Annotated in this window: 16 protein-coding genes; 15 read left to right on the top strand and 1 reads right to left on the bottom strand. The window is 34.7% G+C overall.

Translation table 11 applies throughout. The features are described 5' to 3' along the window. Window positions 1–92: 92 nt before the first annotated feature. The 12 genes from CW357_RS04115 (at window position 93) to CW357_RS04060 (ending at window position 11,387) form a co-directional block, all read left to right on the top strand. Window positions 93–767, top strand: coding sequence for a response regulator transcription factor (locus CW357_RS04115; RefSeq protein ID WP_119416594.1), 675 nt, complete (start codon window positions 93–95; stop codon window positions 765–767). Further along, a complete protein-coding gene (locus CW357_RS04110) occupies window positions 757–2,205 on the top strand; it encodes a sensor histidine kinase (protein WP_119416595.1) in 1,449 nt (482 codons plus the stop codon). The genes CW357_RS04115 and CW357_RS04110 overlap by 11 nt, the downstream gene beginning before the upstream one ends. A gap of 167 nt (window positions 2,206–2,372) precedes the next feature. Further along, entirely contained in the window at window positions 2,373–3,317 is a 945-nt protein-coding gene (locus CW357_RS04105; protein ID WP_119416596.1) for a peptidylprolyl isomerase, read from the top strand. Between the two features lie 19 nt (window positions 3,318–3,336). Next, complete coding sequence (locus CW357_RS04100) at window positions 3,337–4,038, top strand: polyphosphate polymerase domain-containing protein (RefSeq protein WP_119416597.1); 702 nt, start codon at window positions 3,337–3,339, stop codon at window positions 4,036–4,038. 28 nt (window positions 4,039–4,066) lie between these two features. Next, window positions 4,067–4,750, top strand: coding sequence for a DUF4956 domain-containing protein (locus tag CW357_RS04095; RefSeq protein WP_124217430.1), 684 nt, complete (start codon window positions 4,067–4,069; stop codon window positions 4,748–4,750). Window positions 4,751–4,776: 26 nt separating this feature from the next. Continuing rightward, complete coding sequence (locus CW357_RS04090) at window positions 4,777–6,798, top strand: CotH kinase family protein (RefSeq protein ID WP_124217428.1); 2,022 nt, start codon at window positions 4,777–4,779, stop codon at window positions 6,796–6,798. Window positions 6,799–7,084: 286 nt separating this feature from the next. Then, entirely contained in the window at window positions 7,085–7,672 is a 588-nt protein-coding gene (locus CW357_RS04085; RefSeq protein WP_158582388.1) for a class I SAM-dependent methyltransferase, read from the top strand. Window positions 7,673–7,685: 13 nt separating this feature from the next. Beyond that, window positions 7,686–8,282 (top strand): class I SAM-dependent methyltransferase, encoded by a 597-nt coding sequence (locus CW357_RS04080; protein ID WP_119416600.1) that lies wholly within the window; start codon window positions 7,686–7,688, stop codon window positions 8,280–8,282. Between the two features lie 163 nt (window positions 8,283–8,445). Next, a complete protein-coding gene (locus CW357_RS04075) occupies window positions 8,446–8,868 on the top strand; it encodes a MarR family winged helix-turn-helix transcriptional regulator (protein WP_119416601.1) in 423 nt (140 codons plus the stop codon). A gap of 10 nt (window positions 8,869–8,878) precedes the next feature. Further along, entirely contained in the window at window positions 8,879–10,078 is a 1,200-nt protein-coding gene (locus tag CW357_RS04070) for an MFS transporter (RefSeq protein ID WP_119416602.1), read from the top strand. 104 nt (window positions 10,079–10,182) lie between these two features. Next, window positions 10,183–10,938 carry an SDR family NAD(P)-dependent oxidoreductase gene (locus tag CW357_RS04065; RefSeq protein ID WP_119416603.1) on the top strand — a complete coding sequence of 252 codons (756 nt, stop codon included), beginning with the start codon at window positions 10,183–10,185 and terminating at the stop codon, window positions 10,936–10,938. A gap of 23 nt (window positions 10,939–10,961) precedes the next feature. After that, window positions 10,962–11,387, top strand: a complete 426-nt coding sequence (locus CW357_RS04060; protein ID WP_119416604.1) for a MarR family winged helix-turn-helix transcriptional regulator — start codon at window positions 10,962–10,964, stop codon at window positions 11,385–11,387. A gap of 113 nt (window positions 11,388–11,500) precedes the next feature. Here the strand turns inward: CW357_RS04060 and CW357_RS04055 are convergent, their stop codons facing one another. Beyond that, window positions 11,501–12,121, bottom strand: coding sequence for a TetR/AcrR family transcriptional regulator (locus CW357_RS04055; protein ID WP_124217426.1), 621 nt, complete (start codon window positions 12,119–12,121; stop codon window positions 11,501–11,503). Between the two features lie 118 nt (window positions 12,122–12,239). Here CW357_RS04055 and CW357_RS04050 point away from each other — a divergent pair, with 118 nt between their 5' ends. The 3 genes from CW357_RS04050 to CW357_RS04040 all read left to right on the top strand — a co-directional run bounded on the left by CW357_RS04050 (window position 12,240) and on the right by CW357_RS04040 (window position 16,940). After that, a complete protein-coding gene (locus CW357_RS04050; protein ID WP_124217423.1) occupies window positions 12,240–14,453 on the top strand; it encodes an MMPL family transporter in 2,214 nt (737 codons plus the stop codon). Window positions 14,454–14,794: 341 nt separating this feature from the next. Next, a complete protein-coding gene (locus CW357_RS04045; protein WP_124217421.1) occupies window positions 14,795–15,994 on the top strand; it encodes an ABC transporter substrate-binding protein in 1,200 nt (399 codons plus the stop codon). Window positions 15,995–16,064: 70 nt separating this feature from the next. Next, window positions 16,065–16,940: a branched-chain amino acid ABC transporter permease gene (locus CW357_RS04040; RefSeq protein ID WP_124217419.1), complete on the top strand. Its 876-nt coding sequence runs from the start codon at window positions 16,065–16,067 to the stop codon at window positions 16,938–16,940. Window position 16,941 lies beyond the last annotated feature (1 nt).

Below are 16,941 nucleotides of genomic sequence, written 5' to 3'. Positions count from 1 at the left end.
TATTAGCAGAGCTTTTTTTGTCGAAATTAGACATCATGCTGACATATTGAGATGATACTATAGAAACAAAAAATTAGATTGGAGGTAGAGTAATGGATAAAGTATTGATTGTTGAAGATGAATTTGCCATAAGCCAAGTATTGAAGGCATATTTACAAAAGGTGCATTTTCAGACGGAGCAGGCATATACAGGCACTGAGGCGATCAAAAAATTTCATGCTTGGAATCCAGATATTATTTTGTTAGATGTGATGTTACCTGAAAAAAATGGGTGGAAAATTCTAAAAGAAATTCGTCAGGAAAGCAGTTGCCCAGTCATTATGCTTACCGCATTAGGTGATGTGAATTATAGATTGGAAGGTCTAAATGAAGGGGCAGACGACTATATAGCAAAACCATTTGTAGCAGAAGAAGTCGTTGCACGTGTTAAGGCTGTGTTAAGAAGAACTCAAGAAGACAAGGGACTTATACGACAATTTGGTAGTTTAGAGATTAATCTTCAATCACACCAAGTAAATGTAGGAGGGCATGAAGTTGACCTAACGCCAAGAGACTTATCTGTTTTGATGTTCCTCGCAGAGCATCCTAATCATACGTTTACAAGAGAACAACTTATTGAGCAAGTCTGGGGATGGGAATATGATGGTAGCGACCGAGCTGTCGATTTAGCTGTTAAACGATTGCGCAAAGCGTTACAGGATTGGCCAGCAACTGAAGGTGAAATTAAAACACTACGGGGATTGGGGTATCAACTAAGTGTTAAATAAAAGTAAAGATAAGAGGACTTCGTTAACACGTTATTGGACAAGCAGATATCTATTAACACTTTGTGTTGGACTTACGATTGTAGCATTTTTCTCTGCTATATGGATACGCCATACCACTCTACAGAATCGCTTAGATATGTTGGAATTTATGGGCGAAGAAATCTCAAATCGTTTAGCAGATAGTATTACAAGCAATTCATCAGCAGGACCACCTGAAGCTCCTAATGGAAACAAAGTTGATCCTGGATTATTTAGAGATCGAGAACGTTTTATGGATATGGGAATCAAACCGAATATTTATATTGTTGATACAAAGGGAAATATAATATCTACAAATCAACCAAAAGGTCCAATTGAACAGAAAAGTCTACCAAGTTCTGTAATATCATTAAAAGATGATGTAGTTAAATACAAATCCGAGGATTCTCCTCAGCTAAATTATGCAGTAAAAAAGAAGATTGAAATAGATGATAAGACCGTTGGATACGTTATTATTACGGAAACAAAGGAAAATCTTACGCACCTTAACCAAGAATATAGTCAATTAGCTATTATGATAGGTGGTTTGGCTTTACTTGGACTTGGAGCAATTTACTTCTTGTCTCGGCGATTAGCAAAACCGATTAAAGACGTAGCTTACGCAGCCAAACAAGTACAAGATGGAAATTATCATATTCAACTACCTGATAATATTAAAGAAGAAGAAGTTTATGAACTAGTACATTCATTCCAAGACATGGCATTGAGATTGGAACAATTAGAAGCGATGCGGACAGAATTACTAGCGGGTGTAACGCACGAATTAAAAACACCAGTCACTTCTATAAGCGGATTGTTACAAGCAATTCAAGATGATGTTGTTGAAGGTGAAGATCTAAAAGAATTTATCAGAATGGCCGTCAATGAAACGAAAAAGCTAAAAACTATGGTAGGAGATTTACTTGCATTTAACTCCTTCTCTGTTAATGCCATTCCAGTAAAACTCGAAAATTTTGAAATAAATCAAACCATCAAAGATACCGTATCTCAATGGGAACTTACACAAGATACAGAAGATATTGAATTGGCATTAGAAACTTTATCAGAACCAAGACAAGTAGAAATTGATCTTGTCAGATTTCAACAAGTATTTACAAATCTCTTTACAAATGCGAAGCAAGCAATGAAGGGAAAGGGCAAAATCACTGTTACACTTACTGAAACAAAGGCTGATATACGAATTCGTGTTGCAGACACAGGAGGAGGAATTCCAAATGAAGAGCAAAACCTTATTTTTGAACGGTTTTATCGTGGGGAAAATAAAAAATACGAAATACGTGGCCTTGGTCTAGGCTTACCACTAAGTAAAATGATGGCACAATCTATAGGTGGTGATCTTCGCCTTATTGAGAGTTCTAAAAAGGGGACGATTTTTGAAGTGAAGGTTCCAAAATTATAAAAATGCTAAAGGTGTTTCATAAGTTCCGAAAAGAACTTATGGACGCCTTTTTCTATATTAAGTATATTAAAATCTTCACTTTGACATTTAACTGACACATTAGCCCTATATAGTATGAATTGTAGAAAAGATAAAGTAACTTACCAACAAAGGGAAGGAAGATATAGATGAACGAATTGAACTCAAACAAGCGGATAGGCCTTGGCAAAAAGCTAATTCTGACTATAGGTATACCACTAATTTGTATGGTTGCTGTCGTTGCTTATTATTTGATAAGTAAAGATAACTATGTTGCTAAAGTCGGTGGAGTAAAAATTTCTCAAGAAGAATTAAATTCAGCTTTAAACAAGCAATACGGTGCAACAGTTCTTGATACATTAATCTCAGATAAGGTAATTGAATTAGAAGCTGAGAAGAAGAGTGTTACGGTTTCTAAAAAAGCCATTCAATCACAACTCGACACATTAGCAACTCAATATGGAAGTGAAGAAGCACTAGAATCTGCACTTGCTTCCAACAACATGACAATAAATGATGCTAAGAAGAGTATTAAAACGTATTTGCTAACAAAAAAGCTGATTGAACCAACTCTTGATATTACAGATTCAGAGTTAAAATCTTACTTCAAAGAAAACAAAGATTCCTACAATGAAACCGCACAAGTAAAGGCTAGCCATATCTTATTAAATGATAAGAAAACAGCTAATACGGTATTAGCTAAATTGAATGATGGTGGAGATTGGGATAAGTTAGCGAAAAAATACTCACAAGATTCAAGCAATGCATCAGATGGTGGAAACCTAGGATACTTTGCGAAAAGTGATATGGATGAGGATTTTGCGGATGCAGCTTTTTCATTGAAAGTTGGAGAAACTAGTAAAATCGTAAAATCATCATATGGCTATCATATTATTAAAGTTACGGGTAAAAAAGCAACAAAAAAAGCAGAATATGCTGATGTAAAAGATCAGGTAAGAGAAGCAGTTGTTGAACAAAAGATTAACGACAATTATAGTTCTTGGTTATCTTCACTATATGAAGACTATAAGATTGAAAACAAACTAGATAAGGATAGTGGTTCAACATCTAGTACAAGTTCTAATAATAGCTAAGGAGGTTGTCCGAGGATAGATGCGTTATCAAGATGAATTTACAGTAAAAGGGCGAAAAGAACTAAAACATGCTATTTCACAAATGGATTATACCATTCTGAAAAACAAACTAAAGCATGTGATGACACTTGATACAAATGCCGGACGAGATGGTAAGTACTTTATTCGCAGCGTTTATTTCGATAATTTTGATAATAAGATTTTAAACGAGAAAAAAGAAGGCTATTTCAAAAGAGATAAATACCGTGTTCGAATATACGGAAAAAGCTCCGATTTGATCAAATTAGAAAAGAAAAGTAAACGAAACAACTTAACTTTTAAAGAAAAATGCTATATTTCAAAACATGAATATGAATGGATAAGAATAGGTGAAATCGAATGGATGGAAAATGACGAACGGCAACTGATTCGTGAGTTATACATCCAAATGACCTTATATCAGCTCAAGCCAATGACAGTTGTAGACTATGTTCGTGAGGCGTATATCTACCCATACGGTAATATCCGTGTAACTTTCGATAGTCAGATTAAAACAAGCTTACGAAACGTCGATATTTTTAATCCGGACTTAGCGATGGTTCCAGTATTCGATCCAACACAGGTTATTTTGGAAGTAAAGTATGACGAATATTTACCAGATATCATCAAGATGACATTACAAATGATGGATCGTAGACCAGATGCCTATTCAAAATACCAACTTAGCCGTATGTACGGTTAAATAAATCATATTTGGAGGAAAAACATTTATGGATAACACAAACTTCAGTGATATTTTCAAATCAAGTTTTATCGAGAAAACAACAAGTTTTTCACTAACAGATTCCTTAATCGGATTACTCGTAGCATTTTTAGTTGGCTTATTTATTTATGCTGTCTATAAAAAGACATTTTCAGGAGTAATTTACTCACATAGTTTTAATATTTCGTTGATGATTATGACAATGGCTACTGCATTAATTATTATGGGGATTTCATCAAACGTTCTATTATCTCTTGGTATGGTCGGTGCATTATCAATTGTTCGATTCCGTACACCTATTAAAGACCCAATGGATTTAGTCTATTTGTTCTGGTCCATCGTAGCAGGTATTCTATGTGGTGCAGGATTTATTCCATTAGTCATTATAGGTTCTATATTAATTGGTTTGATACTTGTTCTTTTCGTGAACAAAATTACGATTGAAAATCCTTACTTGCTTATTGTGAAGTATGATCATGCTTCAGCGGAAGATCCATTGGAAAAAGTGATTAAAGCAAAATCAAAGAAATATGCATTAAAGTCAAAATCAATTATGCCTGGCGATGATTTAGAAATCACTTATGAAATTCGCGTAAAGGAAAATGATTCACATTTTATGAATGAGTTAACAGCTATTCAAGGTGTTCGATCAGCAGTCATGCTTAGCTATGATGGGAATTTCACAGCGTAATAAGAACGATGTAAAGGAGCTACAGCATGATCAAAAATAGAGTTGTATATAGTATTCTCGCTATGCTCGTGATTGTGTTCATATGTGCCATCGGAATTTTACCAAACTTATCAATAAAAGAAAAGAATATAGAGACAAGTTATGTCTCACAAGTGTTTAATCACAATAAAGTAACGACAGTGGATATTGAACTATCAGATGATGATTGGAAAGATATGCTTAATAATCCGCTAAAGGAAGAAGTAAAAGAAGCAACGGTTACGGTTAATGGTAAAAAACTTGAACATGTTGGGGTTCGTACGAAAGGGAATCTATCGTTACGTGAAGTAGCTAATGATGATGATTCGGATCGCTACAGTTTAAAGTTAGACTTTGATTATTATAACGATGAGCAAAGTCTATATGGATTAAAAAAATTAAATCTTAATAATAATTATAGTGATGCCACGCAAATGCGCGAATACCTCTCCTATCAACTAATGGAGAAAATGGGGTTGCCAACACCTTCATATGCATATATGTATGTCACTGTTAACGGTAAGGATCGCGGATTATTCCTTGGTGTTGAACAAGTAGATGAAACATTTTTGGCAAAAAATTTCGAGACAAATACGGGTGCACTATATAAACCTGATGGCACAGGCAGTGACTTAAAGTGGATAAGTGACGATTTAGACGACTATACAGGATTAAACGTTAAAACAAAGATTGACGAGGATTCAGAAAATGCTACGGTAGACTTTTTGAAGGCTATTAACAATAAAGGAAAGAGCCTTGAAGATACCGCCAATGTGGACAATCTGTTGCGCTACTTTGCAGTAAACACAGCACTTGTCAATTTAGATAGTTATCAAGGAAATCTAAAGCACAATTATTATTTGTATGAGGAAAATGGTAAATTTAATATAATTCCTTGGGATTATAATATGTCCTTTGGCGGTTTTGGTGTAGGAGGAGGCTTTAGAGATCCTCAACCGCAAACAAACACTACAAGTAAACAAACTGATAGTAGAAAGAATACTAATTCTACTAATAGTACGACAAGGGAAAATAATTCTACAGAACAAAATAGTAATACAACTGAAAATGGTATGCCAACGCCTCCAGATGGTAATGGTCAACCACCACAAGGGCGAAGTGGACAAATGCCACCTGGCGAAAATGACGATCAAGGTGGAATGCAACCTCCGCAAGGACAAAATGGAGAAGCACCTGCTGCTCCACAGGATAGCAGTAATGCTCAGAGTGGTGAACAATCAAAAACAAATACAAAAAATGATACAAGTAATGCAAACAAAAAGGGTAATGTAGGCCAAAAAGCTGCTGGAGCTTCCAATAGTGATTTACTAGCAGAATCTAGTATCAACTTTAGTATCACGACGCCAATATCCGGAACAACTTTAGAAGAAAGACCATTACTTAATGTATTGCTATCAAATGACCAATATAAAGAAAAATATGAAGGTTACTTAAAGAAAGTGGCAACAAGTTATTTAACGGAAAATCAAATTGCGGTAGAAACAGCGAAGATTGCGAAGTTAATTAAACCTTATGTAGAAAAAGATCCTACAAAATTCTTTACGAAGGAGGATTTTGAAAAAGCTGTTTTAGGCGATAATAGTTTACCAGAATTTGCTAAACAACGTTCTAAATCTATATTAAAGCAACTTTCAGGTGAATTGAATGTCGATAATACTCCATCAAATGAAGATGATAAAGCGTCAACAAATGATCTAACAAAATCAAAAGACAATGAAAGAAAACAAAAACAAAAGGATAGAGATACATCTACCAATAAAAATGCTGCAAAAGGAAATGGAATGGGTCAAGAACCTAATGTTGCAATGGCCTTTGGAGGTAATGGTCAAGGCCAACCAGGAGGGAAAATGGGGCAAGGTGGTCCACAAAATGTAGGACAGAACCAAGTAGAAACAGGAACATCCAAAGAGACTCTGATAATGGATGGAATCGCTACAAGTGTGTTACTACTTGCTATTATTGCTGTTTTTATATTTAAACGTAGGGGCCGTAAATTAAACAAAAGATAATAAATAGAATGTTGTTACCCACTGCTCGTATCTGTTTGACGATGCGGGCAGTGAAATCCCACCCAATTTTACACTTACACATGCAAAAGGCTTTACTCAATTGTCTAGCACAACGATTGAGTAAGCCTTTTGTTCTTTTATATGAATGCTATCCTTTCTAATTTCTCAAAGACAAGTCATTTTGTTCACCTTTTCTTTTTAAATATTTTAATATTAAATTGTAACTTTAGAAAAGTGATGTTGAAACAAAGTGGTTTAATATAAAAATTAAATGAGGTGTCTTTCAGTGGATGATCAATTTCTACATATACAAACAACTGAAATAAAGGATTTACCACTCTTCTCTAACTATTATCCGTATGAGCCAACACCTTATGATGTATTAGACTTATGCTTTGATAATATTGAATTAGCACAAGATGATTGTTTTGTAGACTTTGGATGTGGAAAAGGAAGAGTAGTGTTTTATGTGAATCATCGTTATCATATCGATACTCTTGGCATTGAAATAAACAAAAATTATATACAAGACGCTTACCAAAATAAAATGCAATATGTAAAGAATCATCATTTAGCAGAGAAATCGGTGAACTTCCTGAATGCTAAAGCTGAACAATACAAAATACAACCGACAGATAATATCTTCTTTTTCTTTAATCCTTTTTCAGTACAGATTTTCCGGAAAGTAATTTATAATATCTTGAAATCACAGCAAGGCAATTCTCGAAAGATTTATGTGATATTATATTACCCCTCTTTTGAGTATATTCAATACTTAAAAAGCGAAACAAAATTTAAAGTTATAAAGGATGTTCTAGTGCCAAATCAATTTGCTTATAATACGCATGAGCGAATTATGATTTTTGAATATTAGGAGGATTGTTGATATGACAAATTTATGGAATGAACGATTTAACACAACTGAATATATATATGGTGAGGAACCAAATGCCTTTATTAAAGAATACACCTTTCAATTAGAAAATCTTAAGAAAGTTGCTGCATTTGCAGAAGGTGAAGGGCGAAATGCTATATTTTTAGCTAAATCAGGACATGATGTTACAACTTTTGACTATGCAGAAAGCGGCTTAAACAAAACAGTACAATTGGCAGAAAAAAATAATGTAAAAGTGAAGACTGTACAGGTAGATTTATTAGAGGGTTCTGTGCCAAATGAACAATTCGATGCAGCAATCATGGTATTTGGACATTTTCGAAAAGAAGACCAGAGAAATGTATTTGAGAAAATTTTAAAATCGGTTAAGCCTGGTGGCAAAATAATGATGGAGTTGTATTCTGAAAAACAACTCGACTATCGGACTGGTGGACCTAAGAAATTAGAGATGCTCTATAAACCCCAAGATATTTTAGATTGGTGTGAAAACTATAAAATAGTTCACTTTTTTGTAGGGGAGCAGTCAAGACAAGAAGGGACACTTCATACAGGACTGGCCCATGTTATCCAACTTATTATTGAGAAATAGTAAATATGAAGGCAACTCTAATGTTTAATTTAGGGTTGTCTATTTTTATTTTATAGAAGGTAATTCCTAGTAGACTACTTGAAATTGAAAACTAAGTTTGATATGATGAGAAAGTTCATTTTTAATAGTTATCATTGTTAACTAATTTGAAAAGGAGATTTATATGACTGCTTTTAGAACTTTATTTCATCAATTAGTTTTAACATACAGACCATTTGAAACGCAGTTAAATGAGAGGCTTGCAACGCATCATTTACACCGAGCTGAATGGTCTGTTTTGTATTATTTAGTGAACTCTGAATCGATGACATTAGTAGAAATGGCAAGACTTCTGAGTGTAGAAAAGCCTAATATTACGAGGACGATGAAGAGTTTAATAGAACAAGGTCTTGTAGAGGCTAAGCCCGGGAAAGACAAACGTGAAAAGCATATGGTGGTAACAGCTAAGGGCCTAGAGATTTATAAGGAAATACGGGTGACTGTTGATGTATTTGAACAGCAAATACTAAAAGGAATCCCAGAAGAAGAACAACTAGTATTTATGCGAACGATGAAAAAAATTAGAGGGAATTTATTAAATAGATAGGGGTCTTCCAATGAGTCATGCGAAAGAAAAATTATGGTCAAAAGATTTTGTCATTATGTCGATCATTAACTTTATCATTTTAGTTATTTTTTATTTGTTAATGGTAACGATGGCATCATTTGCAGTGAAGGAATATCATGCTTCAACAAGCCAGGCAGGTCTGGTGACAGGGATTTATATTATTGGTACTTTAATAGGTAGACTTGGAACGGGGAGAGTAATCGACCAATTCGGACGTAAAAAAGTGCTTATTATTGGTTTAGCTCTGTTTGTGCTAACAATGTCACTTTATTTCATTAATGCGGGGATTACTGTTTTGCTTTTATGTCGATTAGTTCATGGTATATCTGTTGGGATTGCGTCAACAGCAACAGGTACTATTGTGGCACAAATTCTTCCGCAATCTCGTAAAGGTGAAGGAATTGGCTATTATAGTATGAGTGCTACACTAGGGACTGCAATAGGTCCGTTTATAGGAATTATGATGAGTCAACATTCATCTTATAGTATGATCTTTTTACTATGTATGTTATTAGGTATTATCTGTTTAGTTATATCGTTAATGGCGAAAGTTCCCCCAGTACCAGGAGTACCAGATTCTCAAGCATCTTCAAAGGGATTCAGTATCTCACAATACTTAGAACCAAAGGCGATACCAGTTGCTATTATTACAATTTTTATTGCTTTTGGATATGCAGGTATTCTTTCCTTTATTAACTTTTTTGCTAAAGAACGTGATTTAGTAGCAGCATCAAGTTTCTTCTTTCTTGTATATGCTATTGCTATTTTAGTAACACGCCCATTTACCGGAAGATTAATGGATACGAAAGGTGCAAACTTTGTAATGTATCCATGTTTTGTTCTGTTTGCACTAGGTTTACTTTTGCTAAGTACTTCTCATAGCGGTGTCGTATTGTTATTATCAGGTGCCATGATTGGTGCAGGTTATGGGAATCTATCCTCAACAGCACAGGCCATTGCTGTAAAGTTGACACCTCCACATCGTATGGGATTAGCAACATCAACTTACTTTATCGCATTAGATGGTGGTTTAGGTGTAGGACCATATTTACTGGGGTATATTATTCCATTGCTTGGTTATGGAAAATTATATGTATCATTAAGCATTTTCATTTTCATCACCATTGCAATTTATTTCATACTTCATGGAAGAAAAGATCATCTAATCTTAGAGAAAAAAGTAGGGTAATTTTTTCATTTTAGAGCATTCTTTTATTGTAAGGTGTAATATATTTTAATATTAAATATTTTAGTGTTAAAATATATTTATTCGAAATAAAGGAGATGTAAACAATGGGAAAATTAGATGGCAAAGTTGCTATTATTACTGGTGGTGCAGGCGGTATCGGTAGTGGTATGGCAAAAGCAATGGTTAAAGAAGGCGCTATCGTAACAATCGTTGATTTAAATGAAGAAACAGGAAAAGCGATGGAGAAAGAATTACAACAATATTCTCCAGAATCCATGTTCATGCAAGTAAACTTAATGGACCGCAATAAGTTAGGGAATATTGTTGAAACAGTTGTTAAAAAATATGGTAAACTAGATGTCTTAGTAAACAATGCACATGCTTCAAGACAAAAGCCATTCATGGAAACTACACAAGAAGATATCGATCTTTCTTTCGGTACAGGTTTTTATCCGACATTCTATTTAATGCAAGCAGCATTCCCTTATTTAAAAGAAACCAAAGGTAATATTATCAACTTTGCATCAGGCGCTGGCTTAAATGGCGATCCCACACAAGCTGCATATGCTGCTGCAAAAGAAGCTATTCGCGGTATTACACGAGTAGCTGCTCGTGAATGGGGACAATATGGTATTAATATTAACCTTATTAGCCCAATTGCTCTTTCACCAGGTGTAGAAGCATGGTCTAAAGCTCAACCTGAATACTATGAAGCAGTTAAAAATAAAATTCCAATGGGCCGTTTTGGTGATGTTGAAAAAGATATTGGCCGTGTCGCTGTATTTTTAGCATCTGAGGATTCAAAATATATTACTGGTCAAACAATTATGACTGATGGTGGAGCAACTATGCTTCGATAGTATTTTGGAGTTAGGAGGACGTTTTGAAAGAAACAAATATTTTTCAACTGATACATGCAAACGAATTAGTGAATAATGCGAATATCCTGCAATTTTCGCAACGTATTCAAAATTATATAGGAATTTCACCTATTTTGGTTCTTAGTGAGCTTAAACAAAATGGACCCCAGAAGCAAACCGTACTGGCTGAGGAATTAGGCTATTCACCAGGGGCTATGACGAATATTGCTTCAAAGTTAGTAAAAGAGAGATATGCAGAGCGTCAATATAATGCAGATGATCGCAGAAACGTATTGTTAGCAATTACCGAACTAGGATTAAAAGCATTAGAGGAAGCGCAAAAGGTAGGAAATGAAATTCAAGTAGAACTATTCAGCATGTTAAGTAAAGAAGAAATAGAACAATATTTGTCCATCCAACAAAAACTTCTGTCTATAATCGATAAATGATAAAACAGAGATTGCCGACGTTGTCAAATTCATGACGACATCGGCAATTTTTTAATTTAAGGAGTTGCCCAAATCTCCTACAAAAAAATATAAAAAAGACTAGGCATATAATTTTATACACCTAACCCTTTCCAAAAAAAGTCACCAATATTTTTCGCCATATCATCGATTGAAGTGAAAAAAGCCTGACCATTTTCATCACGATGATTTCCAACGTTTAATAACGATGTGAATAACTGTGTTACAAACTTAGGGTCATGCTGAGGGATTTCTCCCTTTTCCATTGCCTCCATTAAAGTATGCTGAATAATCTCATGCATCTTTTCCTCGGATTGTTTCATTTTCTTTTTTTGTTCTTCAGATAAACTAATTTTGGCATCACGCATAAAGTTATTTAAGTCAATATCTTCCGTTGCAGATAAATGGATTTTAATGAGTTGATGGAATCGTGATTTCAGCGGAAGCTCATCCCTATTCAAAATGTTAGAAATTTGCTCACGAATATAATCCATCATCACAATCATACAGTCCGTGTATAATTCTGCTTTTGTAGAGTAGTAATAGTAAATGGTTGCTTTTGTTAAATTACAAGCTTTAGCAATATCATCCATAGAAACAATTTTATAACCATTTTGAAGAAATAATTTTGTCGCAACTTCTAAAATAATGGACTTAGTCGGTTTATCTTGTTGATCATGACGAGGTCTCCCTAGGCTTCGTTGTTTTTGTTGCACTGCAATCGCTCCTAAATACGCCATTTTTTACTACAGTATAGCATAAGATAAAAAGCTTGAATAATTAACTAACCAGTATATATAATTAAATCATTAACATGAGGATGGTGAATATTGGATGAAAAGAGGACCGTTAGAGCTTTGGGGTTCACTGGTTGGTGGAAAAAAGACGAGTTGGATTCCATTGGTTGTTTGGGTATTATTAGTTACTGTTTTATCTTTCCTTTGGCCGCAAATAAACAGTATAGAAAATGGATCGGCTAATGATTTACCAAAAGAGTTAATGTCACAAAAAGCGGAGCAATTAATAAGTGATGAATTTTCAAGTGATTCAGGAAATCCATTATTAGTGGTTTGGCATAGAAATGATGCATTAAAAGATGATGATATTGAAGCTATTCAAAATGTCTATAAAAATCTAATGGATCAGCCGTTAACTAAGCAACAATCAATTCCACCACTTGGAACTCTGCCATCACAAGCGATAAAAGCAGAAGTATCTGAAAATGGTACTACAATTGTTACACCTATCTTTTTTGACAAGGATGCATCTACTGATGTATTAAAAACGAATGTAGAAAAATTTGAGAAACTAGTTACAAAAGAGTTAGGGGAAGATCCTTTTAGTAACAAATTATCTGAAAGTGGTTTACATTTACGATTATCAGGACCTGTAGGTATTCAAATTGATGCAGTCAGCTTATTCTCTCAAGCCGATGTGAAACTAATGATTGCAACAGTATTATTAGTATTAGTATTATTAATTCTATTATACCGTTCACCTATTTTGGCAGTCGTACCATTATTAGTTGTTGGGTTTGCTTATGGTTTAATAAGTCCATCTCTAGGTTTCTTTTCTGAACAAGGATGGATTACAAAAGATGCACAAGCTGTATCTATTATGACAGTATTATTATTTGGTGCAGGAACAGATTATTGTCTATTTTTAATCTCAAAATATAGAGATATTTTATATGAAGAAGAGAATCGTTTTAAAGCGATGAAAATAGCGGTAAAAGAATCAGGTGGTGCTATAGCCATGAGTGCCTTGACGGTCGTCATTGGGTTGTTGACACTTAGTCTAGCACACTATGGATCTTTCCAAAGATTTTCAATACCATTTAGCTTTGCGGTTCTTTTAGTAGGAATTGCATCATTAACAGTTTTACCAGCATTATTGGTGCTAATAGGTAGAATAGCTTTCTATCCATTTATCCCTCGTACTGTAGAAATGGAGAAGGCAAGAGCTGAAAAGAAAGGGAAAGTTTTTAAAGAACCAAAGCCAAAACATCGATTCAGTCGTAAAATTGGCCATGTTGTAACTCGTAAACCTTGGACTGTTATTATTACCACAATAATCTTATTAGGCGGGCTAGCAACGTTTGTGCCTAAAATACAATTTACCTTTGATTTGTTATCGTCGTTCCCAAAAGACATTGCTTCGAGAGAAGGTTTTCAACTAATATCTGATAATTTTAGTCCTGGTGAATTAGCGCCAGTAAAGGTTATTGTAGATACTGATGGTAAGAATATAGATTTACAAAAAGAGTTAAAAAAACTATCTAATGTTGATCAAGTTAACAAGCCACTGACAGGCAAAACTAGAGAGGAACTTCAATTAGTAGAACTCTATCTTGATGGAAATCCATATTCAACGGAAGCAATTGAACAAATACCTAAGCTTAAAAAACAAGTAACAGCAATACTACAAGATGTGGGTATTCAAGACGCTAGTAAACGTGTATGGATTGGTGGGGAAACCGCTACTCAATATGATACAAAGCAAACTATTGAACGAGATGAATCTATTATTATACCAACAATGATTGCTATCATTGCGCTGTTGTTACTTGGATATTTACGTTCGATTACAGCAACTCTATACTTAATCGGTACAGTTGTTTTATCTTATTTTGCAGCATTAGGTGCAGGTTGGTTAATATTACATTACTTCTTTGATGCAGATGCTATTCAAGGATCAATCCCGCTTTATTCGTTTGTATTTTTAGTGGCACTCGGCGAAGATTACAATATATTTATGGTATCTGAGATTTGGAAAAAGAGAAAAAAGCAAGATCACCATTCTGCAGTTTCCGATGGAGTAGTACACACAAGTAACGTTATTACGTCAGCAGGTCTAATTTTAGCTGGTACTTTCGCAGTGTTAGCAACTTTGCCTATTCAAGCATTGGTACAATTCGGTGTGGTAACAGCAATAGGCGTTTTACTGGATACTTTTATCGTCCGTCCATTACTTGTACCTGCTATAACTACAGTTTTAGGTAAGTATGCTTTTTGGCCAGGGAAACTATTTAAGAATGCAGATAAATAAATACATCAAAAAAGCTGAGAGATGTTATCTCAGCTTTTTTGATGTAACCATATAAAACTAATTAGTTGCTCCTTTTGTTCAATTTATCCCCTAACAAAAAGATGTAAAAATACTATTTTAAATAAATAAAAATAGAAAAATATCATTTTTCGTTAAAAATTTAAATATTTCAAATTTACTAAAAATTTATATAGACTAAATGGCATGAATCATTTACAATATGATTTGTAAAAAAGAGTCTAATAAAGTGTTAAAAGGCATAAATCTATAATAAATAAATATGTTGAATGAATTTATTTGTCAGAATATTTAAAATATATTTTAGGTGAGGGGGATATGGTATGAGTTCAAAAAAATTAAAACGATATGCGTCAGTATTTTTAGCATCGTCTTTAGTTGTTGGGGTTTTAGCGGGGTGTGGAAGTAAGGATGAAAAGTCTTCGGGAAGTAGTAAGGGAAGTAGTGATGAGATAAAAATTGGCTTGAATTTAGAATTATCTGGTGCTGTAGCGTCCTATGGTTCTGGTATTTCAAAAGGAGCTAAACTTGCAATTGATGAGATCAACAAAGCGGGTGGTATTGATGGCAAAAAGATTGTACCAGTTGAAATTGACAACAAGTCAGATGCAGCTGAAGCAACATCTGCAGCCATTAAGTTAGCAACACAAGAAAAAGTAGTAGCACAAGTTGGTTCGGCAACATCTGGTAATACAGTTGCCGCGGTACAAATTGCGAACAAATATAAAATGCCTGTTATTGGGCCTTCTGCAACTTCTGAAACTGTAACAGTAAGCGAAAAAGGTGAACTAAATGAGTTTGCCTTCCGTACATGCTTTATCGACCCATTCCAAGGCCAAATCGCTGCAAACTTTGCACTAGATACGTTAAAGGCGAAAAACGTAGCTATTTTTGCAGATAGTGCTAGTGATTATGCAAAAGGATTAGCCAAATCATTTAAGGAAACTGTTGAGAGTAATGGCGGCAAAGTTGTAGCAGAGGAATCGTATGTCGCAAAAGATACAGACTTCAAATCTACACTAACACGTTTAAAATCTAAAAAGCCTGATTTTATCTATATCCCAGGCTATTACGAAGAAGTTGGTTTGATTATTAAACAGGCCCGCGCGGCTGGTATTGATGTACCTTTGATGGGTGGAGATGGATGGGATTCACCTAAAATGGTTGAGTTAGCAGGTAATGATGCGCTTAATAAAACATACTTTACAAACCATTATTCAGCTGAAGATCCAGATGAAAAAATTCAAAAATTTGTTGAAGCATTTAAAGCAGCTAATAGTGATCAAGCACCGGATGCATTTAATGCGTTGGGCTATGATACGGTCTATTGGTTAAAAGATGCAATTGAACGTGCAGGATCAACAGATGGTGAAAAAATTAAAGACGCATTAGCAGATACAAAGGACTTGTCATTAGTTACAGGTAATTTCTCAGTGGATGAAAAACATAACCCAGTAAAAACAGCAACAGTTCTTGAATTTAAAGACGGTAAGCAAGTATTCAACTCTAAAGTTAATCCTTAATGCTTTGGTTAAGAAAAGGGGGGACGGTCCTCCCTTTTCGTATTTATTTCTTTTTAAAGGAGTGGGATTTATGGAGTGGTTGCAACAGTTAATCAATGGTATTTCACTCGGAAGTATATATGCATTAATTGCCCTCGGTTATACGATGGTATACGGCATTATTAAACTGATCAATTTTGCGCACGGTGATGTGTTTATGATTGGTGCGTTTATAGGTTTTTTAGCTATTGCAAGATGGGATTTAGGATTCTTTCCAGCATTACTATTAGCAATGGTTGTTTGTGCAATATTGGGGGTATTAATTGAACGTATTGCTTATAAAAGATTACGTAATGCAACACGTATTGCAGCATTAATAACGGCAATCGGTGTTTCCTTTTTAATTGAATATACAACTATATTCTTCCGAGGAGCACAACTTGAAACATATCCCGATGTTATTTCAAATAAGACATTTAACTTTTTAGGTGCACAAATTAGTATGCAATCGATCATGATTCTATCAGTATCCATCGTACTAATGCTTATCCTACAATTTATCGTACATAAGACAAAAATCGGTAAAGCTATGCGTGCCGTTTCCTATGACGTGGAGACAGCTCGCTTAATGGGTATAAATGTAGATAATACCATTTCAGTAACATTTGCAATTGGTTCTGCGCTTGCTGGTGCAGCGGGTGTTATATTTGGTATCTATTATACGAGAATAGACCCATTAATGGGGATTATACCAGGGATTAAAGCGTTTGTAGCTGCAGTACTTGGCGGAATTGGTATTATTCCAGGCGCGGTAGCTGGTGGTATGGTGCTCGGTGTTGTTGAAACGGTTGTTAGTGCATTAGGCTTCTCTTTATGGAGAGATGCAGCTGCCTTCGTTATTTTAATCTTAATTTTAATCTTTAGACCGGCGGGGATATTTGGCAAGAACACCCGTGAGAAAGTGTAGG

The organism is Rummeliibacillus sp. TYF005, from assembly GCF_003844195.1.
In the GTDB taxonomy this organism is placed as follows: Bacteria; Bacillota; Bacilli; order Bacillales_A; family Planococcaceae; genus Rummeliibacillus.
The sequence above is the reverse complement of the archived record's forward strand: the minus strand, read 5'-3'. Positions and strand labels throughout refer to the sequence as shown.